Below are 19,805 nucleotides of genomic sequence, written 5' to 3'. Positions count from 1 at the left end.
CGCCGCGCGCCTATGTAGCCGGCTTCAACCGAGGAGCAGGCCGATGCGGCTGGCGCTGGACATTCCGACCACCCCGAACGTCCACGGCGCGATGATCCTCACCCATGCCTGCATTCGTCACCCTCGACGGCCTCGCCTACGCCACGCCTGACGGCCGTGGCCTCTTCCAGGACCTGACGCTCGCCTTCGGGGCCGAACGCACCGGCCTTGTGGGACGGAACGGTGTCGGCAAGTCCACGCTGCTCAGGATCATCGCCGGCGAACTGGAACCGACCGCGGGCGCGGTGGCGCGGACAGGCCGGCTGGGGGTCATGCGCCAGACGCTCGAGCCGCCGCCGGGCGCAAACATCGCCGAGCTGATGGGCGTGGCCGCGCCGCTCGCCCGCCTGGCCCGCATCGAGGCCGGGCTGGGAAGCGAGGAAGACCTGGCGGCCGCGGACTGGACGCTGGAGGCGCGGCTCGACGCCGTCCTGGCCGAAGTCGGCCTCGCGGGGTTCGACCTGCTACGCGAGGCCGCCTCGCTCAGCGGCGGCCAGGTGACGCGCGCGATGCTGGCCGGCCTCCTGGCGGCCGAACCGGACCTGCTGATCCTGGACGAGCCCACGAACAACCTCGACGTAGAGGCGCGCGGGCTCGTGTCCGAGGTCCTGGGGCGCTGGAAGGGCGGAGCCATCGTGGTCAGCCACGACCGCGCCCTGCTGCGCCGGATGGACCGCATCGTCGAGCTGACGTCCCTCGGCGCGCAGGTCTACGGCGGGGGCTACGACCTGTACGCGGCCCGCAAGGCCGAGGCCGAGGCGGCGGCTGCGCGCGAACTCGCCGACGCGCAGAAGGACTCTGCCCGGGTGGCGCGCGAGATCCAGCAGGCGTCCGAACGCAAGCAGCGCAAGGACGCCGCCGGAAAGCGCCTGCGTGCGAAGGGCGACGCGCCGAAGATCCTCCTCGACGCCCAGCAGCAGCGCGCCGAGACGTCGGGCGCGCGGGCGGGCCACGTGGCCGACCGGCTGCGGGCGCAGACGGCCGACGCGCTGGCGGGCGCGGAGGCGAAGATCGAGCGGGTGCGCCGGCTGGGCTTCGAGCTGCCGCCGTCGGGTCTCGCGGCGGGGCGGGCGGTGCTGGCGTTCGAGGACGTGGCCTTCGGCTATCCGGGAGGCGACCCACTGCTGGGCCCACTCTCGCTGCGGATCACGGGACCCGAACGGCTGGCGGTGTCCGGACCCAATGGTTCGGGCAAGACGACGCTCATCCGCCTGGCGGCCGGGGAGCTCAAGCCCACCGCCGGCCGGATCGTCCGGGGCGCGCCGGCGACCCTGCTCGACCAGCAGACCGCGCTGCTGGGCGACGATCTCACCCTGATCGCGGCGTTCCGCAGGCTGAACCCGAAGTCCAGCGAACACGCCGCGCGGTCCGCACTGGCGCGCTTCCTGTTCCGGAACACGGCGGCCGAGAAGCCAGTGGGCGTGCTGTCCGGCGGCGAGCGGCTGCGTGCGGCGCTGGCCTGCGTGCTGCTGGGCGACCGGCCGCCGCAACTGCTCATCCTGGACGAGCCGACCAATCACCTGGACCTCGACTCGATCGGCGCCGTCGAGGCCGCGCTGCGCGGCTACGACGGCGCCCTGCTCGTGGTGAGCCACGACCGCGACTTCCTCGCCGCGATCGGGATCGAGCGGGAGCTCGCCCTGACGGGCCGGGCCTGAGCCCAGCGACTACGCGGCCATCTTCCTCAGCACCCGGAAGACGGCGTTTGCGCGGGCGCACGGCTGGCCGTCGGCGGTGACGAAGGCCTGGGCGAACGCCAACGTGCCTCCGGGCTTCACGAACACGGTGTCGAACTCCAGCCACTGCCCCGTCAGGGCGGCGCCCAGGAAGTCGACGCTGAGGTTCACCGTGAGGAGGCTGGCGTCCCCGCCCATCCGACGCGCGCACGAGAGGCCCATGGCGTTGTCGGCCAGCGCCGAGATGAGGCCGCCGTGCACGAAGCCGCGGCTGTTGCAGTGCTGGGCGCCTGCGCGGACGCCCAGGACGACGGCGTCGCCCGAGAGCCGCCGGTAGAGCGGCTCCCAGGGGTCGGTCACCGGACTGCGACGATCGTGTCGCTCGAAGCCCGGCGGCGCCTGGATGGCGGCGTCCATCAGGCCGCGCCGGCCAGCTTGGCGAGGCTCTGCAGCGTGCCGACGCAGGCGTGCGCCGCCTCCGCTCCCTTCGTGCGGAAGTGGGCGTGGAAGAAGCCCTGGTGGACGTCGTGCTCGTGGAAGTGATGCGGCGTCAGGACCACCGAGAACACCGGCGTCTCGGTCGCCAGCTGGACCTGCATCAGGGCGTTGACGACGGTGGAAGCCACGAAGTCGTGGCGATAGATGCCGCCGTCCACCACGAAGCCGGCCGCGACGATGGCGGCGTAGCGTCCGCTGCGGGCCAGCGTCTGGGCGTGCAGCGGGATCTCGAAGGAGCCGGGAGTCTCGAAGACCTCCACGGCCTCGGCCGGCAGGCCGAGCTTCACGATCTCGTCCAGGAAGCCGTGGTAGGCCTCGCGCACGATGTCGGCGTGCCAGAGCGCATGCACGAAGGCGATGCGTCCGGCGCGGAAGGCGCCGTTGGCGGTGGGGAATTCGAGGGTCGCAACTTGGGTCATGGTCTTCTCCCTGACCGGGTTCAAAGGACCACGACTCAGGGGCAGGCCATGCACGCGCCGGGGCGGAGTCCGCCCGACGCGACGTGGCCGTTCTCATAACCGGACTGTGACCGTCGGCCCCGGGATCGCACCGGGTCTGCTCGTCCCTGGCCCCACGTATGGCGAGTGGCCAGGCGCCCGCGGGCTCGTCCCACCGGGTCCCGAAGGAGGGTGGGCATTACCGCCGGTGGGGAGTTTCACCCCGCCCTGAGAACGCAGACTGCCGGACGACCCGGCAGCCTGGTGAACTTAGGACGCTGACGCTGGGGCAGACAACGGCGACGTCAGGCCGCGTCGGCGGAACGTCCCAGGACGTCGTTGCGCACCGTTTCGGCGATGGCGGCCACTTCGCCGATCTCGCCGTCGCCGACGCCCAGTTCGCGAAGCGTCGCCGCGAGATTCTCCACCACGGCGTCGAAGTGGCTGTCGTTCAGACCGCGCGCCACGAGGTGGGCGTGGCCGCGCCGCATGTCGGCGCCGCTGTAGGTGTTGGGGCCGCCGAAGGCCATGATGAGGAAGGCGCGCTGCTTGGCGTTCTGCGCCGTCATGTCCACGCCCTCGAAGAAGTGGGCGATGCGCGCGTCGGCCAGCACCTTGCCGTAGAAGACGTCCACGGCGGCCTTCACCGCCGGCGCGCCGCCAATGCGCTCATAGAGTGATGTCACGTGGAACTCCCGGTAGGCGGCGGAAACCCGCTCCCGCCGCCGGCGTGGGATTTAGGCTCCAATCCCTAGGGAACGGCTAAGACCGCCGAAGACTCTTCGTTCAGGCGCGGCGGTTCAGCGTGATGGCCGTCGGAGCGACCGTGGAGGTCTGCACGCCGCCGGACCCGTAGACGCTGACCTGGCTGCGCTGGGCGGCGATCTCGTCGGCGATGCATTTCACCAGCCCCTCGGTGATGATCCGCGCCGCCTCGATGGCGCGGCCCTGGCGCGCGAGGACGGCGTCGAAGGCCTCGGTGGCGCGCACGAGCGCGGTGCGGGCGGCCAGCGGCGCGCCCTCGATCAGACTGGGGTCGGCGCGGATGCGCGCGCTCTCGTGCCGGTAGAGGTTGGCGAGGCGCGAGGTTTCCTCCAGCAGGGCGGCGGCGGCGTTCGGCCGGCGTTGCTCGAAGGCCTGGGCCTGCGCGGCGGCCAGTTCGGTCAGGCGCTCCGTCAGGACGGTCAGTTGCTCGCAGCGATCGGCGGCGTCTTGTGCGGCGAGAGCCATGTCAGGTCAGCCCCTGCAGCTTGAGGATCTCGCGCTGGACGGTGTCGGCGAGGCCGATGCCGCCGGCCTTGGCGACCTGCTTGCCCATGGCCTCAGTCATCAGCGAGCGGAACATCTCCTCGCCTGTCCCGCCGCCAAACGGGCCGTCGGTCTTCAGCCCCGAGAACATCTGCTGGAACATGGTCGACAGGAACTGGGCCTCGAACTTCTGCGCCGCATCCTTCGCCCGGCTCTTCGCCAGGTCGGCGGCGGTCTGCTGCGGCGTGGCGGCCAGCAGGGTGGGGGACAGCGCGATCGGCGCGGAGAGGTCGCTCATCACATCACCTCGATCTCGGCCTGCAGCGCGCCGGCCGCCTTGATCGTCTGCAGGATGGAGATCATGTCGCGCGGCGTGACCCCCAGGGCGTTCAGGCCCGCCACGAGCGTCGACAGGGACGTTCCGGTCTTCAGGGTCAGGAACTGCTTTCCCTTCTCCTCCTCCACGGCGAGGTCGCTCTGCGGGATGACCGCCGTCTCGCCGCGGGAGAACGGACCGGGCTGGCTGACCGCGGGCTGCTCGCGCACGGTGATGGTCAGGTTGCCCTGCTGGATCGCCACGGTGGACACCCGGACGGCGTCGCCCATGACGATGACGCCGGCCACTTCGTCGATGACGACCTTGGCGGGCGTGTCGGGCTCGACCGGCAGGTTCTCCACCTTGGCCAGGAACGACACCATGTTCTCGCCGGCCGGCAGACGCAGGGTCACGATCGTGGGGTTGTCGGCGCTCGCCGCGCCCGGATAGGCGGCGTTCACGACGTCGGCGATGCGCCGCGCGGTGGTGAAGTCGGGGTTGCGCAGGGTCATCCGCATCTGCCCCAGGTTCGCGAGCTGGAACCCGACTTCGCGCTCCACCGAGGCCCCGCCGGCAATGCGGCCCGCGGTGGGCACGCCCTTGGTGATCGAGCTGCCCGAGGCGCCCCCCGCGCTGATCGAGCCGGTCTGCACCGTGCCCTGCGCCGCCGCGTAGGCATGGCCGTCGGCGCCGAGGAGCGGCGTGACCAGCAACGTCCCGCCCAGCAGGCTCTTGGCGTCGCCCAGGGCCGACACGGCCACGTCGATCTGCGAGCCGGGCGCCGCCCACGGCGGCAGCTTGGCGGTCACCATGACGGCGGCGACGTTCTTGGTGTTGAGGTTGGCGTCGCGGACGTTCACGCCCAGCCGCTCGAGCATCGCCTCCAGGCTCTGCTTGGTGAAGGGGGCGTTGCGGAGCGCGTCGCCGGTGCCGTTCAGGCCGACCACGATGCCGTAGCCGATGAGCTGGTTCTCGCGGACGCCTTCGAACTCGACGATGTCCTTGATCCTCGACTTCGCGAGGCTCGGCTGGGCGCCGAGGGCGAGAGCGGCGAGGACGAGGGCGGATAGCAGGCGACGCATGGGCAACCTTGGACGCAGGGTTTCGCCTCGATCACGCGAGAACCATGCCAGGAAAAAGCGGAATGAAATCAAGCTCGGTCGGAGTCGGGTGGGCAAGTTCGACTAGGCAGATTCAGCCTCCCGTTAACCATGCTTCAAGCTTGCGCGGCGAAGCTGCCCAGCGAGTGAGAGGGTGCGAAGCGTCCCATGAAGGTCAGCGGTACAGGCGGTCTTTCGCAGGCCTCGGGCGCCAAGTCGGCGCGGGGCGCGAGCGGCGGCGAGGCCTTCCGGGTCGCCGGAGGCGCCGCGGCGGCGCCCGCGGCCCAGGTTTCCAGCGCAGCCGGCGTGGGGGGTGTCATGGGCGTGGAAGCCCTGCTTGCCCTCCAGGACGTCGAGAGCCCCACCGAACGCCGCCGCCGGTCCGTCCGGCGCGCCGGACGTCTTCTGGACGAGCTGGATCGCATCAAGATCGCGCTTCTCGGCGACGAGCTGAACGCCTCCCAGCTGGAGGCCCTCGCGCGCACCGTGAAGGAGCAGCGCTCGGCGACCGACGATCCCCGGCTGGAGGCCGTGCTTGACGAGATAGAAACTCGCGCGGCGGTAGAGCTTGCGAAGTTCCAGGCCGCAGGGCGTGCGGCGTAGGACCTCGTTACGCGGGCGACGTTGAAACCAGCGACGCATTTGCTATACACCCGCCGCGTGTCTCAGGGTTCCTCAGGGGCGTGAGGTTTTCATGAAAGCAGCCGCAGTTCTGGCTGAAAGTCCTGAATACCGTCCTTCCGAGGACGAGGAGTTCATGAACGAGCGTCAGCTTGAGTACTTCAAGCAGAAGCTCCTCATGTGGAAAGAGGACATCCTCCGCGAGTCGCGTGAAACGCTGTCGCACCTCCAGAAGGAAACCGAGAATCATCCCGATCTGGCGGATCGGGCGTCGTCCGAGACCGATCGGGCCTTGGAATTGCGAACGCGTGACCGTCAGCGGAAGTTGATCTCGAAGATCGACGAGGCGCTCCGCCGGATCGAGGACGGCAGCTACGGCTACTGCGAAGAGACCGGCGAGCCGATCGGCCTGGCCCGTCTCGACGCCCGCCCGATCGCCACGCTGAGCCTCGAGGCGCAGGAGCGTCACGAGCGCCGCGAGCGCGTCCACCGCGACGACTGACATCCCGGGCGCTCCGGCGTCGTTCATGCGTTGAGCCTGCCGGACAGGAATCCGTCTAGGTTTGCCTGCCTCACGGCGAAGAGGTATATGCTCATTTTGAGCATAAGACCGGCGGGAGCTCTCGGTGACCAAGGCGGCCTTCCACTCGATCCATGCCCACGGCTTCGTGCGGGCCGCCGTCTGCACGCCGCAGGTGATCCCCGCCGACCCGGGGTTCAATGCGGCGGAGACCCTTGAGCTGGCGCGGCGGGGCGACGCCCAGGGCTGCGACCTCATGCTCTTCCCCGAGCTGGGCCTGTCGGCCTATGCCGTCGACGACCTTTTCCTCCAGGACGCGCTGCTCAAGCGCGTGGAATCCGAGATCGCCGGCCTCGTCCGCGCCAGCGAGGGCCTCAAGCCCGTCCTGCTGGTGGGCGCGCCGGTGGCGGTGAACGGCCGTCTCTACAACTGCGCGGTGGCGATCTCGCGTGGCCGCGTCCTGGGCGTCGTGCCGAAGAGCTTTCTGCCCAACTACCGGGAGTACTACGAGAAGCGCTGGTTCGCGCCGGGCGCGGGCGTCGTGGGCCTGACCGCCATCCTGGCCGGGCAGGAGGTCCCGTTCGGAACCGATCTCGTGTTCGAGGCCGAGGACCTCGCCGACTTCGTCTTCCACCTGGAGATCTGCGAGGACTTCTGGGCCCCGGCGCCGCCGTCCACCGCCGGCGCGCTGGCGGGGGCGCTCATCCTCTGCAACCTGTCGGCCTCGAACATCGTGGTGGGCAAGGCGGACGACCGCGAGGTCCTCTGCGCCAGCCAGTCCATGCGCTGCCAGGCGGCCTACCTCTATTCGGCGGCGGGACCCGGCGAGAGCACCACCGACCTGGCCTGGGACGGTCAGGCCTCGATCCACGAACTGGGCCGCCGTCTCGCCCAGACCGAGCGTTTCCCCACAGGCTCGCAGCTGGCGCTGGCCGACATCGACGTCCAGCGCCTGCGGCTCGAGCGGATGCGCACCCCGACGTTCAACGATGCGGCCGTGGCGGCCGGCCATCCCGAGCGGACGTTCCGGCGCGTGACCTTCGTCCACCAGCCGCACCATGACGACGTGGGCCTGATCCGGCCCCTGGACCGCTTCCCCTTCGTGCCCGACGACCCGGCGCGCCTCGACCAGGACTGCTACGAGGCCTTCAACATCCAGGTCTCGGGCCTGGTGAAGCGGCTGCAGGCGACGAAGTCCAAGCACATCGTCATCGGCGTCTCGGGCGGCCTCGACTCCACCCACGCCCTGATCGTGGCGGCCAAGGCCTTCGACCGGCTGGGCAAGCCGCGCTCCGACATCCTGGGCTTCACCATGCCGGGCTTCGCCACCAGCGAGGGCACGAAGTCGAACGCCTGGGCGCTGATGCGGGGGCTGGGGGTCACCGGCGAGGAGATCGACATCCGCCCCTCCGCGAACCTGATGCTGAAGGAGATGGGTCATCCCTTCGCTGACGGCGAGCCGGTCTACGACATCGCGTTCGAGAACGTGCAGGCGGGGCTGCGGACCGACTTCCTGTTCCGCCTGGCCAACCAGCGCGACGGGATCGTGCTGGGCACCGGGGACCTCTCCGAGCTGGCCCTGGGCTGGTGCACCTACGGCGTCGGCGACCACATGAGCCACTACAACGTCAATCCGGGCGTGGCGAAGACGCTGATCCAGCACCTGATCCGCTGGGTGGTGAAGACCGGGCAGCTGGGCGAGGGGGCCAACGCGACCCTCCTGTCGATCCTGGACACCGAGATCTCGCCCGAGCTGGTGCCGGCGGACGCCTCCGGCGCGATCCAGTCGACCCAGGCCAAGGTCGGCCCCTACGAGCTGCAGGACTTCAACCTCTTCCACATCACCCGCTACGGGCTCGCGCCGTCGAAGGTGGCGTTCCTGGCGTGGCACGCCTGGCGCGACGCTGCGCGTGAGCCCTGGCCGCCGCACTTCCCGGCCGAGGCGCGCAACGCCTACGACCTGGCGACGATCAAGAAGTGGCTCGGGGTCTTCCTCTTCCGCTTCTTCGAGATCAGCCAGTTCAAGCGCTCGGCCGTGCCCAACGGGCCGAAGGTGATCTCGGGCGGCGCGCTCTCGCCGCGCGGCGACTGGCGGGCGCCGAGCGATGGCGTGGCCCGCGTCTGGCTCGACGAGCTGGAAGCCAACGTCCCCTAGAGCCCGTCCCGGTCGGCTTGAATCAAGCCGATCCGGGGAGAACGGGCTCGTCGCCCTTTGCCTGGAGCGCGTCTTGATCGCCTGTGGGAGCCTCATCCCCGGCGGGATGCGCTCTAGACGGGCCCGCGCGGGATTCTCGCCTCGCCGCTGCGGTCGAAGGCGCCGGCGCCGTTCTCGGACGCCTGCACGGTCCAGCTCACGAGGAAGGCGCTTGGCGCCGAGCGCACCACCAGCCGCGTGTTCACCCGGATCGACCAGCCCGGACGCTCCAGCGCGACGCGATAGACCTTGGCGGCGGCGGCCTGCCGCCCGGCCTCGGTCACCAGCAGTTCGAACCGCGAGGCGACGCGGTAGTCCGTGCCGGTGGCTGGCAGGTGGAAGGCGAACGGCGGCGGCGCGCGGACCAGGGCGCCCGTGAGTCCGCTGGGCAGGAAGCTCTCCTGCGCCGCATCGAGCCAGCGGGCGGCCGCCATCGCCGGTCCCGCCGCGGTGACGGGAGCCTCGAAGCGGGGGCTCGCCGGCGCCGGCCGCCCGGGACGAGGCAGCCGAACCACCACGTCCGCGACGGTGAGCGTCGCCCCCGCGCGGCCCGGCCACAGGGTCGGCCAGCCGTCGGCCGAGAGGGAAAGGCCCAGCCGGTGTCCGGCCTTGAGCCGCCAGGCGACTGCCTGGAAGGGCAGGGCCACCTCGATCGGCTCGCCCGCCTGCGGCGGCGAGGCGCGGCCCGAGCCGTCGTGGAAGGCGAGGTTCAGGGCGCCGGTGGTCATCCGCACGGCCCGGCCCTCGGGATCGATGTCGAGGAGCCGCGCGACAAGCAGGCCGGCTGGCCGGTCGGACGACACCCGGCACGTGAGCACCGGCGCGGAGGCGACCTCGAGGTCGGCGACGACGGGCACGTCGGCGAAGAGGCCGTCCACCGGCCAGGGTTCGGGACCATCCTCGTACAGGTCCGAAGAGAGCGCCGCGGCGCCGCGCGGCGTCGGCCGGAGCACGACCGGGTCCCGCCCCATCCGGAACTCGGCGGCGTGGCCGGGGTCGAACGGCCACTCGGCGCCGCGCCAGGCGCCGCGCTCCAGGCCGCCCTTGCGGTCGGGCTCGCCCAGCCAGTAGCGGAGCGGCGGCTCGGCCATGACGCCGGTGTCGCGGCCCTTCAGCCACAGGTCCCACCAGCGCAGCGCCTCCTGCAGGAAGCCGATCCGGGGACCGCGCGCGGCCGTCGCGGGCGTCACATGCTCCCAGGGCCCGATGATCGTGCGCACCGGGCCCTTCCACCCGGCGGCGATGCGCAGGACCGAGGTGGCGTACTTGTCGGCCCAGCCCGAGTAGAGCAGCAGGGGCAGGTCGCCCATCGGCGCCGCCTTGGCCTGCCAGTAGCCGTCGCGTTCGGGATGGCTGAGCCACGGAATGACCCAGGGGCGGTTCGCCTCCAGGCGGGCCAGCCAGGCGGCGCGCCAGCCTTCGCCGTACTGCTGCGGGTCCGGGGGCAGGGCGTTGAACATCAGCATCACGCCGGCCCAGTCCACGCGGGCGGCGTACATCTGGCCGCCGAGGTTCTGCACGTCGGTGGTCCAGCCGTCCTCGGAGACGCCGCCCAGCACCATGGCCTTCAGCGCCGGCGGCCTGCGCGCCGCGGTCCGTAATGCCGTGAAGGCGGCCCAGGACAGGCCTGAGAGGCCGACGGCCCCGTCGCACCAGGCCTGGTCCGCCGCCCAACTTACGGCGGCGGCCGCATCGTCGATCTCGCCGGCGAGGTACTCGTCGCCCAGGAGCCCGGTGGAGCCGCCGGAGCCGGCGATATCCACCGCCAGTACCGCGTACCCCTGTTGCGCCCACCAGGGCAGGAGGGGCTCGAGGACCGGCCGGAAGAGGTCGAAGGCGCGATAGGGAGACAGGTCGAGGATGGCCGGGACCCGGCCCCCGGCCCTCGGCCGCCAGAGCCGCGCCGACAGCGTGCGCCCGCCCGCGACCGGGATGCGCACCCATTCCTCGATCAGCCCGTCCGGCTCGCCCATGGGCCCAGTAGGCGACAGTCCGGCGCCGGACGGAAGACCCCGGTGGCGATCGAGGCGAGCTCGGGGATCCGCCGCGACGCTAGCGCAGGGTGAGCAGGCGCCCGCGCGTGGCGGTCAGGGCGCGCCATGTGCGGGCGAGGGCGCGGAAGGCGGGCGGCGCCCACTCCACCCAATAGCCGAATGGAACGTCCTTATGGATCCGATGCAGCTCTTCCATGTCCGTCTCACGATCTGGTTGTCCGATAGACACAGGAAATGGACCCAGCGGCGGCCTTCGACAAACCGGTTCTGCTGCTGTATGCATAAGCCAGCCTTATGTCAGACCCGCTCGCCACACTCCCGCTCAGCGCCATCCGCGTGTTCGAGGCGGCCGCTCGGCTGCTCAGCTTCACGCGGGCGGCCGAGGAGCTCGGCATGACCCAGGCTGCGGTGTCCTGGCAGGTGAAGGCCCTTGAGCGGCGTCTCGACCAGCCCCTGTTCCGGCGCCTCCCCCGGGAAGTGGCGCTCACCCCGGCCGGCGAGCGCCTGGCGCGGGCGGCGACCGAGGCCATGACGGCCCTGAGATCGGCGCTCGCCGACATCGTCGACACGGGCGAGGGCGTCCTGAGCCTGACCACGCTCCTGACGTTCGCCATGCGATGGTTGGCGCCGCGGCTCGGCGGCTTTCAGGTCGCTCACCCGGGCATCGCGGTGCGGGTGGACACCGACTCCCGGGTCAGGGACCTCCTGCGGGGCGAGGCGGACCTCGCGATCCGGGCCAGCCGGGGCGTCGCCGATCCCGCGCTGGAAGCCCACTTCCTCGTGTCCGCGGCGCAGACGGCGCTGGTCTCGCCCGAGGCGATGGCGGCGCTTGGCGCATCGCCGCGTCCGCATGACCTCATCGCCGCGCCGCGCGTCGGGTCCGACGCCGAGTGGGCCGCGTGGTTTCGCGCCGCGGGGGTCTCAAGCGACGGCCCGTCCCCCGAGACGCCGCGGCTCGTAGCCGACAACCAGGTCATGGAGGTGGCGGCGGCGCTCGCGTCCGGCGGTGTCGCGATCGGCTCGCCCGTCATGTTCGCGGCGGACATCGCGGCCGGCCGTCTTGTCCAGCCGTTCGACGTCTTCATCGGCCGCGACGCGGGATACTGGCTGGTCCACGCCCGTGATCGGCGCCGCGCGCGGAAGATCGCCGCGTTCCGGACGTGGCTGGCCGCGGAGATCGAGGCCGACCCCGCCATCCGGCGCATGCGGGCGGTCGCGCCGGAGCCCTGAAAACGGCGAGGCCCTCCCCAGGAAGCCTGGAGAGGGCCTGCAGAACGTTCGGTGACGCGGCGGGCTTAGAAGCGCCAGCCGGCCGTCACGCGGAAGCTGTTGTACTCGAAGTCGTCGTCCGAGCGCAGGAAGTCCGTGCCGGCGGTGTTGACGAGCAGGAACGGGTTGGTCGCCGCGGTCGTCCCGTTGTTGGCCGCGCGGACGCCGTAGTCGTCGTCATCCAGGCTGGTGCGCAGGAATTCGACGCCGAGGGTCACGTTCTGGGTGATCTTCCGCTCATAGCCGAGGCCCAGCTGGTAGCCCTTGGCCTTGCCGCCGCCCCGCTCCGGGAACGCGTTGACGGTGTTGGTGGTGCGGAAGCTGTGCTCGACGTCGCCTTGGGCGTAGCCGCCGGTCACGTAGAACAGGCTGTCGCCCATGGCGTAGCCGCCGCGGGCGCGGACCGCCAGGGTGTCCGTCAGCTTGCGGGTGAAGTTGTACGCCGCAGGGGTGATGGAGAACGCGGTGACGGCGTCCTGCAGCTGGAGCTCGCTGTACTCGATGACGCCGCCGACGACCCAGTTGCCCGCGAACTGGTAGTCGTAGCCCGCGCGGATCGACAGCTCGTAGTCGTCATTGTCGTCCTTGCGGCAGCCGCCGGGTGCCGCGTTGGTGTTGAACGAACCGCCGCAGAAGCCGGTCGAGAAGGCGTCCGCGCCGGCCGCCGTGCGGACCGTGTCGCCGAACGTGCCGTCCAGGTTGGTGTCGAACAGCACGCTCTCGCCGCTGCTTTCCGAGCGATCGGCGTAGCCGACGGTCGCGCCGACGTAGAAGCCGGTCCAGTCCTGGGCTTGAGCCGCGCCGGCGGTCACCAGGAGGGCGGAGGCGGTGGCGAGGAGGAAGGTGCGCATGTGGTTTCCATCGGTAGTTGAGAGACGTGCCTCTAGTACGTGATTTGGGGGGCCGACGGATTAAGCGTGTTCGCCGAACTGTTCGGCTGAACGGCCTAGCGCGACCATTTCCCGCAGCAGTGGTATTTCGGCCACGCTACAGAGTTAAGTAGAGGTTAATCCTCGCGGCCCGCGCCGCGGCTAGCCCCTGCGGCCGACGGCGGCTTCGGAGGGGTAGAGTTCCCGCCCCTGGCCCAGCAGCGCCGGGACGATCTGATCGACGGTGTCCACGGCGACCCAGGCCTGCATGAACTCCGGGGGCGTCAGGCGCTCGTCGACGGTGTGCTGGAAGAGCTTGAACAGCGGCTCCCAGAACCCGCGCGGGTTGTAGAACACGACCGGCTTGGCGTGCAGGTCCAAGCGCCGCCAGGAGAGCAGCTCGACCACCTCCTCCAGGGTCCCGATGCCGCCGGGCAGGATGATGAAGCTGTCCGAGCGCTGGAACATGAGCATCTTCCGCTCGTGCATGTTGTCGACGATGATGTGCTCCACCGTCTCCAGCGCGCGCTCCGCAGCGACGAGGAAGGTGGGGATGATCCCCAGCACCTCGCCGCCCGCACGGTGCGCCGCGCGGGCAGCCGCCCCCATGAGCCCGACCCCGCCGCCGCCGTAGACCAGCCGGATGCCGGCGTCCGCCAGACCCTTGCCGCAGGCTTCGGCCGCCGCCAGGAACGCCGGATCGGCGTCGTCCGACGACCCGCAGAACACGCAGGCTGACTCCAGGCGTTGGCTGCGACGCCGCATTACGCGTACTCCAGTGGGAACGCGGGCCCCGCGCGCCCTTGCAGGCGTGCGGGCCGACCCGAAACGTGGACCATTAGGAGTCGCAAGTTCGAATGAGTCCAGCGTCGCCGCAGATGGAAGGCCCTCGCCGTTGAGTCATGCCGAGATCATGCGCGGCCGCTTCGGCGGTCCCGGCGCCGTCGCGTCTGCGGAAGCGAAGTTCGACTTCTGGGCCTCCATGTCGGACCTGTTCGCCCTGGTCATGCGCTCGGGCGCGCCGCAGTTGCGGCTGCGGATCGCGGCCGCCCTGACGCTGGTCTTCGTGGGCAAGCTCTGCGGCGTGCTCGCGCCGGTCATGCTGGGCGACGCGATCAACACGCTGTCTCCGGCCGCGCGGACCGGACTGGTGGTCGGCGCCGAGTTCGTGGGCCTCGCCGTCGCGTTCGGCGTGCTGCGCCTGATTTCAGCGTGCGCGCCCTATGCCCGGGACGCCATCTTCACCCGGGTCTCGCAGTCGACCATGGCGCGCGCGGCGGTGGAGAGCTTCGGCCACGCGCTGTCGCTGTCGCTGGATTTCCACCAGACCAAGCAGACGGGCACGCTGTCGCGCGTCATCGACCGGGGCGCGCGGTCCACGGACTTCCTGATCCGCAGCCTGATCTTCAGCCTCGGCCCGACCTTCGTCGAACTGGTCCTCGCCATGGTGGTCATGGTCGTGCGGCTCGACTGGCGGTTCGCGCTGACCGCCTTCGCCACCCTCGTGCTCTACGCCTTGATCACGTTCAAGATCACCGACTGGCGGCTGTCGCACCGGCGCGAGCTCAACGACGCCGAGAACCGGGCCGCCGGCCTCTCGGCCGACGCGCTGATGAACTACGAGACCCTGAAGGCCTTCGGCGCCGAAACCCGGCTGGTGGACGACTACGGCCGCGCGATGGCGCGCTACGTGGACGCCAGTTCAAGGGCCAACGGCTCGCTCAACCTGCTGAACGCCGCCCAGTCGCTGATCCTGAACGTGGGCCTGGCGGCGATGACGGTGATGGCCGGGATGGAGGTCGCCGGCGAGCGGCTGCAGATCGGGGACATCACCACGGCGATCTTCCTGCTGTCCGGCCTCTACGCCCCCCTGGGCATGCTGGGGTTCCAGTATCGCGAGATCCGGCAGGGCCTGATCGACATGGAGCAGATGGTGTCGCTGCGGGAGATCACCCCCGACATCGTCGACGCGCCCGACGCCGAGACCCTGCCGCCCGCCAGCGGCCGGGGGGCGGCGATCGCCTTCGAGGACGTGAGCTTCCGCCATGACGCCCGCTCGTCGGGCCTCCTTGGCGTCTCCTTCGCGGCCGCGCCCGGCCAGACCGTCGCCCTGGTCGGACCGTCGGGCGCCGGCAAGACCACGGCGGTGCGTCTCGCCATGCGCCTGCTGGATCCTCAGGGGGGTCGTGTGACCATCGACGGCGTCGACATGCGCCGGGTGCGCCAGGCCGAGCTGCGGCGGGCGGTGGCGCTGGTGCCGCAGGACGTGGCGCTGTTCAACGACACGCTCTACGCCAACATCGGCTTCGCGCGGCCCGGCGCGACGGCGGAAGAGGTGAGGGCGGCGGCCGACGCGGCCGAGCTGGGCCCCTTCATCGACGGCCTTCCGGACGGCATGGCGACGCGCGTCGGCGAACGGGGCCTCAAGCTCTCGGGCGGCGAGCGCCAGCGTGTCGGCATCGCCCGGGCCCTGCTGGCGAACCCGCGCCTCCTGATCCTCGACGAGGCCACCAGCGCGCTGGACGGCCCCACCGAGGCGGCGATCCAGGAGACCCTGCGCAAGGTGAAGGCTGGCCGCACCACGCTGGTGATCGCCCACCGCCTCTCGACCATCGCCGACGCCGACCAGATCCTCGTGCTGCGCCGCGGCCGGATCGTCGAGCGGGGGACCCACGCCGAACTGCTGGCCAACCAGGGCGAGTACGCCGCGCTCTGGCGGCGGCAGACGCGGGAAGCCTGAGCCTCCGCGACCAGGACGCTTCCGCTCAGCCGACCGCGGCGGCGCTCAGCGCCTCGGCGACGCGGCGCGCGAGGGTCTGGGAGTCGAACGGCTTGCGCAGCAGGGACGTGGGCCGGCCCATGGCTGCGTCGAGCGCCTCGGATTCCGCATAGCCGCTGGCGAAGATGATCGGCAGGTCGGGGCGTGTCGCCAGCGCCGCGGCCGCGAACTCGGCCCCGGTCATCCCGGGCATGGCGTAGTCGACGATCAGCAGGTCCACGGGTTCGTCCGCCAGCTGTTCCAGGCCGCTCTGGCCGTCGCGAGCGGCGATGCAGCGATAGCCCATCGCCGTGAGCGCCTCGCATACGAACGTGCGGACGCCATCGTCGTCGTCGACCACGAGGATTCGTGCGCCGGCCACGGCCTCAGGCGTCGGCGCAGCCGCTTCGCCCTCGGCCCGCGGCGCGTCGGGCGCCAGGGGCAGTAGCATCGTCACCGTGGTGCCCTGGCCCGTGGCGCTTTCGAGCCGCGCCGTGCCGCCGGCCTGCCGGGCGATGCCGTACACCTGGGCCAGGCCCAGGCCGGTGCCCTTGCCCACGCCCTTGGTGGTGAAGAACGGGTCGAAGGCGCGGGCCCGCACGTCCTGCGGCATCCCCACCCCGGTGTCGGCCACCGAAAGCCGCAAGTAGGTCCCGGCCGGCAGCTCCGGGTCGCCTTCGACCGAGATCTGGGCGGTGGAGACGACCACGTCGCCGCCGTTGGGCATGGCGTCGCGGGCGTTGATGCACAGGTTCAGGACCGCCAGCTCCAGCTGCGTCTCGTCCGCCATCACCGTCTGCTCGCCGTCCCCCACCTCGAAGTGAAGGGAGACCGCCGTCCCCAGCGCGTTCGGAAGCAGTTCCTTCAGCCGAGCGATGACGGCGCGGACGTCCACCGCCCGGATCTCGAGCTTCTGCGCGCGGGAGAAGGCTAGGAGCTGCGCGGTGACCCGTGCGCCACGCTGGGCCGCCTCCTGGCCCAGGCGCGACCAGCGGGCGACCCGCTCGGCGTCCCCCGGATTGCGCGAGATGATGTCCAGCGCGCCCTGCACAGTCTGCAATAGATTGTTGAAATCGTGCGCGATTCCGCCAGTGAGCTGGCCCAGGGTCTCCATCTTCTGGGCCTGTCGCAGCGCTTCCTCGGCGGTCTCGCGCCGCTCGATCTGCTGCTGAAGCCGCGCGTTCAGCTCGGCGAGTTCGGCGGCGCGCGCGCGGGACTCCCGGGCCGCCCGGGCCTGCTCGGCCTGCGCGGCCTGCGCCAGCACCACGATCAGGATGGCGGTCAGCAGCAGCAGCGCGACACCGGCATGCCGCTGGACCACGGCAAGCGGCGGCTGCACGGCGCTGCGGACGTAGACGCGGCCGATCTCGCGCCCCTCGTGGGTCACCGGAGCGACCGCCGCGGCGCTGCGCCCGCCTTGGCGGGCCACGGCGTCGGCGCCGCGCCTGGGCATGGGCTGGGCGCCCGGCGTCTCGAGCATCGCGATCGGGGCGCCCCGGCCATCGTAGACGGCCGCCGCCGACACCTGAGGATCGGCCGCGAGGGCCCCGACGAGTTCCCGCGCCGCGATGGCGTCGGCGAAGACCACGGCCGGCTCGACCGTGGCGGCCAGGACGCGCGCCTGGGCCTGCAGGACCTGTGCGCGCGAGGCCTGGAACGTCCGCTCGTTGAACACGCCGATCACGAGACCGGCGATCAGGAGCGCGATCGCGCCCCACATGGACGCCACCGGACCGCGGAGGGGCAGGGCGCTGTTCATGGCCCCGGGTCCACCGAGAGATTGAGCAGCTTGGAGCTGACCGTCAGCCGCGACTGTTCGGCGGCGCGCCGGTCGATGTGGAACCGCACGCGGTTGCCGCGGAGCACGAACTGGATCACCACGCCGGGCTCGTGGACCTCCGCCACCGTGAGCACGGGCGCCGCCAGGACGGCGCGCGCCGCGGCGGCGACCGATTGGGCCGGCGAGCCGCCGAGGTAGGCGATGTCGCAGCCCGAGCCGGGCGAGATGACCGACAGGCGCCGTACCGCGATCGGACGGCCGTTGATCGTCTGGCCCTGCACGGTCCGGTCCAGGGTCGCGCCGAACGGGTCGCGGCCCACCACGCAGATCTGGACCGGCGCGCGCGGCGTCGCGGAGGCCTGGGGCCAGGACACGAACGAGCCGAACCGGTGCAGGAAGGCGGCCTTCACGGCGTACTCCAGCGATCCCTCCTCGCCCGCCGCCCGTTCAGCCAGGCCGGCGAATGTGGCGGCGACCGCGATGGCGAGGCGCCCGATCACCGTCACCAGCCGTAGCGGAGCGAAACCTGGAAGTTGCGCCTCATCTCCGTTCGCCGGGGCTCGGTGGCCTCGGGGTGCGACGCGTCCAGCAGATTGAGCCCGGCGAGGGCGACCTCGACCCGGTCGGTGATGCGCCAGTTGATCCGGGCGTCCGCCTCGGCATAGGCCGGCGCCCGCAGATATCCGGGCGTGCGCTCGGCCGGCACGTCGTCCACGTAGCGTAGGCGGATGTCCAAATCGATGCGGTCGGTGGGCTGGTACTGCGAGCGGAGCAGGATCTGGAAGTCCGGGTCGTGGCCGGCCGCAGCCAGGTTGGAGCGATCCAGCGAGCCGCGGGCGACACGGAAGTCCTTGCCCAGCGTGGAGCCGCCGAGGCTCAGCCGCCAGCGGTCGGTCACATCGAAGTCGCCCCAGGCCTCCACGCCCCAGGTCTCGCCTTCGAGGCCGTTGCCGATCCGGATGGGGAACACCGTGACCGGCGTCGTCTCGTTCGAGCGGATGCCGCGATAGTCATGGTAGAAGACCGTCGCCGAGACCGAGATCCGCGAGGTCGGACGGCCGCGGTAGCCGAGTTCGTAGGCGGTGAGCCGCTCGGCCTGGAAGTCGGACCGCAAGAGGAACGGCGGGAACACCAGGTCCCTGTCCAGCCGCGAGGGGTTGCGGACCGCTCGCGAGACGGCGCCCCAGACCATGGCGTTGTCTGCGACCTGGACGGCGATGCGGCCGTTGGGCAGCCATTCGGTTCCGCCCAGCGTGCTGTGCTCCACCTTGACCCCGGCTGTCAGCGTGACGTTTCCCAGCGTGACCTGGTCCTGGACGAACGCGTTGGCGATGCTGAAGCGGTCGCGCGGCGGATCGAGGACGAAGCCGTTGACGAAGTTGGCGAAGCGGTCCGACCAGCGACGGTAACCGGCCCCGAAGACGATCTTGTGCGGACCTGTGGCGAGCCGTTGCTGGGCCTGCACGTCGTAGGTGACGACCCCGTCGAGAATGCCGCGGGCGATGCGCTCGTATCGGTCGAAGTAGGCCTGCACCTCCAGCTCCGAGCGATCGCTGAAGCTGTGGTTCCAGCGCCCCAGCACGTTCTCGCCGACCAGCTTGCCGCGTGCGCCGGGGATCAGGGACGGCACGCGGTCGACGTAGGCGTCGCCCTGCAGCGTGAGGCGGTCATCGTCCCAGTTGAAATCGGTGCGGAAGCCCGCCTGTCGCCCGCGCCAGCCGTCGCCGGCGTCGACGCCGTTGCGCAGCGTGTCGGCGCGGTCGAACGCCCGGGCATAGACGCGATAGGCGCCGTGGTCTCCCACCTTGCCGCCGTAGCGCACCGTGTAGAAGTAGTACCCGTCGCCGGCCGCCCCCTGAGCGGCGAGGCCCTGGGTGAGGTCCGCGGGGCGGCTCACGATGTTGATGACCCCGTTCACCGCATTGGCGCCCCAGAGCGTCCCGCCTGGGCCGCTGACGACTTCGATGCGGTCGATGTCCGGGAGGTCGGGATGCAGCTGGCTCCATTCGACGCCGGAGAAGAAGGGTGAATAGACGCTTCGTCCGTCGATGAGCACCAGCAGCTTGTTGGAGCTTTCGAAGCCGTTCAGGCCGCGCGCGGAGATCCCATAGTCGAGGGCGTCTACGCGCTGGACATTCAGGTTCGGGGCGAGCCGCAGGGCCTCGGCGACGGTCTGGACGCCGGTGCGGCGGATGTCGTCGTTGCTGATGACGAACACCGAGGCCGCGGCGTCGCCCAGGCGCTCCGGCCGTTTGGACACCGAGGTGATCTCAACGTTGGAGAGCTCCTCAATCGACATCCGGGAGAGGTCCGACGCTGCGTCGGCCCACGCACAGGACGGCGCCAGCAGAGCCGCGGCAGCGAGGCACGCGCGACTGGGCATTCTCCCCCCGGAGCTTACGCTTCGCGACGTTGTCCGTCGCTTTGAACAGCGAAGTAACGGGCCAAGGCCGCGCTTGTTCCCGGCGGACGACGAAAAAGGCCCG

At 71.1% G+C, this 19,805-nt stretch carries 19 protein-coding genes and 1 riboswitch; of the genes, 6 read left to right on the top strand and 13 right to left on the bottom strand.

What is annotated here, in order from left to right; all coding sequences use genetic code 11:
• Positions 1-104: 104 nt before the first annotated feature.
• On the top strand, positions 105-1,697 hold the full coding sequence (locus AC2D8W_RS02065) for an ABC-F family ATP-binding cassette domain-containing protein (protein WP_484670115.1): 1,593 nt from the start codon (positions 105-107) through the stop codon (positions 1,695-1,697).
• Positions 1,698-1,706: 9 nt separating this feature from the next.
• On the opposite strand, the gene AC2D8W_RS02060 is transcribed toward AC2D8W_RS02065, so the two are convergent.
• The 6 genes from AC2D8W_RS02060 to AC2D8W_RS02035 all read right to left on the bottom strand — a co-directional run bounded on the left by AC2D8W_RS02060 (position 1,707) and on the right by AC2D8W_RS02035 (position 5,296).
• Complete coding sequence (locus AC2D8W_RS02060) at positions 1,707-2,132, bottom strand: PaaI family thioesterase (RefSeq protein ID WP_293478988.1); 426 nt, start codon at positions 2,130-2,132, stop codon at positions 1,707-1,709.
• Positions 2,132-2,632: a 6,7-dimethyl-8-ribityllumazine synthase gene (locus AC2D8W_RS02055; protein WP_293478990.1), complete on the bottom strand. Its 501-nt coding sequence runs from the start codon at positions 2,630-2,632 to the stop codon at positions 2,132-2,134. The genes AC2D8W_RS02060 and AC2D8W_RS02055 overlap by 1 nt, the downstream gene beginning before the upstream one ends.
• A gap of 85 nt (positions 2,633-2,717) precedes the next feature.
• Positions 2,718-2,890, bottom strand: a riboswitch (FMN riboswitch).
• 65 nt (positions 2,891-2,955) lie between these two features.
• Positions 2,956-3,336, bottom strand: a complete 381-nt coding sequence (locus AC2D8W_RS02050; RefSeq protein ID WP_484670114.1) for a group I truncated hemoglobin — start codon at positions 3,334-3,336, stop codon at positions 2,956-2,958.
• A gap of 100 nt (positions 3,337-3,436) precedes the next feature.
• A complete protein-coding gene (locus AC2D8W_RS02045) occupies positions 3,437-3,880 on the bottom strand; it encodes a flagellar basal body protein (RefSeq protein ID WP_293478994.1) in 444 nt (147 codons plus the stop codon).
• Position 3,881: 1 nt separating this feature from the next.
• Entirely contained in the window at positions 3,882-4,196 is a 315-nt protein-coding gene (locus tag AC2D8W_RS02040) for a rod-binding protein (protein ID WP_293478996.1), read from the bottom strand.
• Positions 4,196-5,296 carry a flagellar basal body P-ring protein FlgI gene (locus AC2D8W_RS02035; RefSeq protein ID WP_293478998.1) on the bottom strand — a complete coding sequence of 367 codons (1,101 nt, stop codon included), beginning with the start codon at positions 5,294-5,296 and terminating at the stop codon, positions 4,196-4,198. Before AC2D8W_RS02035 ends, AC2D8W_RS02040 begins: the two co-directional genes overlap by 1 nt.
• A 186-nt stretch (positions 5,297-5,482) precedes the next feature.
• On the opposite strand from AC2D8W_RS02035, the gene fliX reads away from it, so the two are divergent.
• The 3 genes from fliX to AC2D8W_RS02020 all read left to right on the top strand — a co-directional run bounded on the left by fliX (position 5,483) and on the right by AC2D8W_RS02020 (position 8,610).
• Positions 5,483-5,917, top strand: a complete 435-nt coding sequence (fliX, locus tag AC2D8W_RS02030) for a flagellar assembly regulator FliX (protein ID WP_293479000.1) — start codon at positions 5,483-5,485, stop codon at positions 5,915-5,917.
• A gap of 91 nt (positions 5,918-6,008) precedes the next feature.
• Positions 6,009-6,437 (top strand): RNA polymerase-binding protein DksA, encoded by a 429-nt coding sequence (dksA, locus tag AC2D8W_RS02025; protein ID WP_293479002.1) that lies wholly within the window; start codon positions 6,009-6,011, stop codon positions 6,435-6,437.
• Between the two features lie 124 nt (positions 6,438-6,561).
• The gene (locus AC2D8W_RS02020) at positions 6,562-8,610 is read left to right on the top strand and encodes an NAD(+) synthase (protein WP_484670113.1); all 2,049 of its coding nucleotides are present in this window, start codon (positions 6,562-6,564) and stop codon (positions 8,608-8,610) included.
• Between the two features lie 113 nt (positions 8,611-8,723).
• Here the strand turns inward: AC2D8W_RS02020 and AC2D8W_RS02015 are convergent, their stop codons facing one another.
• Both AC2D8W_RS02015 and AC2D8W_RS02010 read right to left on the bottom strand, forming a co-directional pair.
• Positions 8,724-10,622 (bottom strand): CocE/NonD family hydrolase, encoded by a 1,899-nt coding sequence (locus AC2D8W_RS02015; RefSeq protein WP_484670112.1) that lies wholly within the window; start codon positions 10,620-10,622, stop codon positions 8,724-8,726.
• Positions 10,623-10,701: 79 nt separating this feature from the next.
• Positions 10,702-10,839: a hypothetical protein gene (locus AC2D8W_RS02010; protein ID WP_293481250.1), complete on the bottom strand. Its 138-nt coding sequence runs from the start codon at positions 10,837-10,839 to the stop codon at positions 10,702-10,704.
• 98 nt (positions 10,840-10,937) lie between these two features.
• On the opposite strand from AC2D8W_RS02010, the gene AC2D8W_RS02005 reads away from it, so the two are divergent.
• Positions 10,938-11,873: a LysR substrate-binding domain-containing protein gene (locus AC2D8W_RS02005; protein ID WP_484670111.1), complete on the top strand. Its 936-nt coding sequence runs from the start codon at positions 10,938-10,940 to the stop codon at positions 11,871-11,873.
• Positions 11,874-11,938: 65 nt separating this feature from the next.
• On the opposite strand, the gene AC2D8W_RS02000 is transcribed toward AC2D8W_RS02005, so the two are convergent.
• Positions 11,939-12,763 (bottom strand): outer membrane protein, encoded by an 825-nt coding sequence (locus AC2D8W_RS02000; protein ID WP_484670110.1) that lies wholly within the window; start codon positions 12,761-12,763, stop codon positions 11,939-11,941.
• Between the two features lie 180 nt (positions 12,764-12,943).
• Positions 12,944-13,546: an LOG family protein gene (locus AC2D8W_RS01995; RefSeq protein WP_293481253.1), complete on the bottom strand. Its 603-nt coding sequence runs from the start codon at positions 13,544-13,546 to the stop codon at positions 12,944-12,946.
• A 148-nt stretch (positions 13,547-13,694) separates the two neighbouring features.
• Between AC2D8W_RS01995 and AC2D8W_RS01990 the strand changes: the two genes are divergently transcribed.
• The gene (locus tag AC2D8W_RS01990) at positions 13,695-15,521 is read left to right on the top strand and encodes an ABCB family ABC transporter ATP-binding protein/permease (protein WP_484670109.1); all 1,827 of its coding nucleotides are present in this window, start codon (positions 13,695-13,697) and stop codon (positions 15,519-15,521) included.
• Positions 15,522-15,546: 25 nt separating this feature from the next.
• Here AC2D8W_RS01990 and AC2D8W_RS01985 read toward each other — a convergent pair whose 3' ends face one another.
• From AC2D8W_RS01985 to AC2D8W_RS01975, 3 genes are read right to left on the bottom strand one after another with little or no spacing between them, the layout of a single operon-like run.
• Positions 15,547-17,298, bottom strand: a complete 1,752-nt coding sequence (locus AC2D8W_RS01985) for an ATP-binding protein (RefSeq protein ID WP_484670108.1) — start codon at positions 17,296-17,298, stop codon at positions 15,547-15,549.
• Complete coding sequence (locus tag AC2D8W_RS01980; RefSeq protein WP_484670107.1) at positions 17,295-17,825, bottom strand: TOL_0243 family YfiR-like periplasmic protein; 531 nt, start codon at positions 17,823-17,825, stop codon at positions 17,295-17,297. Before AC2D8W_RS01980 ends, AC2D8W_RS01985 begins: the two co-directional genes overlap by 4 nt.
• Positions 17,822-19,618: a TOL_0244 family TonB-dependent receptor gene (locus AC2D8W_RS01975; protein WP_484670106.1), complete on the bottom strand. Its 1,797-nt coding sequence runs from the start codon at positions 19,616-19,618 to the stop codon at positions 17,822-17,824. The genes AC2D8W_RS01980 and AC2D8W_RS01975 overlap by 4 nt, the downstream gene beginning before the upstream one ends.
• Positions 19,619-19,805 lie beyond the last annotated feature (187 nt).

Source organism: Phenylobacterium sp. T106 (assembly GCF_057219735.1).
Note: the sequence above shows the minus strand (reverse complement) of the source record. Positions and strands in the feature narration are given on the sequence as shown.

Excerpts from the sequence above, each read along its gene's own strand:
- AC2D8W_RS02065 (WP_484670115.1), top strand. The coding sequence starts at position 105 with ATGCCTGCATTCGTCACCCTCGACGGCCTCGCCTACGCCACGCCTGAC.
- AC2D8W_RS02060 (WP_293478988.1), bottom strand. The coding sequence starts at position 2,132 with ATGGACGCCGCCATCCAGGCGCCGCCGGGCTTCGAGCGACACGATCGT.
- AC2D8W_RS02055 (WP_293478990.1), bottom strand. The coding sequence starts at position 2,632 with ATGACCCAAGTTGCGACCCTCGAATTCCCCACCGCCAACGGCGCCTTC.
- AC2D8W_RS02045 (WP_293478994.1), bottom strand. The coding sequence starts at position 3,880 with ATGGCTCTCGCCGCACAAGACGCCGCCGATCGCTGCGAGCAACTGACC.
- AC2D8W_RS02040 (WP_293478996.1), bottom strand. The coding sequence starts at position 4,196 with ATGAGCGACCTCTCCGCGCCGATCGCGCTGTCCCCCACCCTGCTGGCC.
- AC2D8W_RS02035 (WP_293478998.1), bottom strand. The coding sequence starts at position 5,296 with ATGCGTCGCCTGCTATCCGCCCTCGTCCTCGCCGCTCTCGCCCTCGGC.
- fliX (WP_293479000.1), top strand. The coding sequence starts at position 5,483 with ATGAAGGTCAGCGGTACAGGCGGTCTTTCGCAGGCCTCGGGCGCCAAG.
- dksA (WP_293479002.1), top strand. The coding sequence starts at position 6,009 with ATGAAAGCAGCCGCAGTTCTGGCTGAAAGTCCTGAATACCGTCCTTCC.
- AC2D8W_RS02015 (WP_484670112.1), bottom strand. The coding sequence starts at position 10,622 with ATGGGCGAGCCGGACGGGCTGATCGAGGAATGGGTGCGCATCCCGGTC.
- AC2D8W_RS02010 (WP_293481250.1), bottom strand. The coding sequence starts at position 10,839 with ATGGAAGAGCTGCATCGGATCCATAAGGACGTTCCATTCGGCTATTGG.
- AC2D8W_RS02005 (WP_484670111.1), top strand. The coding sequence starts at position 10,938 with ATGTCAGACCCGCTCGCCACACTCCCGCTCAGCGCCATCCGCGTGTTC.
- AC2D8W_RS02000 (WP_484670110.1), bottom strand. The coding sequence starts at position 12,763 with ATGCGCACCTTCCTCCTCGCCACCGCCTCCGCCCTCCTGGTGACCGCC.
- AC2D8W_RS01995 (WP_293481253.1), bottom strand. The coding sequence starts at position 13,546 with ATGCGGCGTCGCAGCCAACGCCTGGAGTCAGCCTGCGTGTTCTGCGGG.
- AC2D8W_RS01990 (WP_484670109.1), top strand. The coding sequence starts at position 13,695 with ATGCGCGGCCGCTTCGGCGGTCCCGGCGCCGTCGCGTCTGCGGAAGCG.
- AC2D8W_RS01985 (WP_484670108.1), bottom strand. The coding sequence starts at position 17,298 with ATGAACAGCGCCCTGCCCCTCCGCGGTCCGGTGGCGTCCATGTGGGGC.
- AC2D8W_RS01975 (WP_484670106.1), bottom strand. The coding sequence starts at position 19,618 with ATGTCGATTGAGGAGCTCTCCAACGTTGAGATCACCTCGGTGTCCAAA.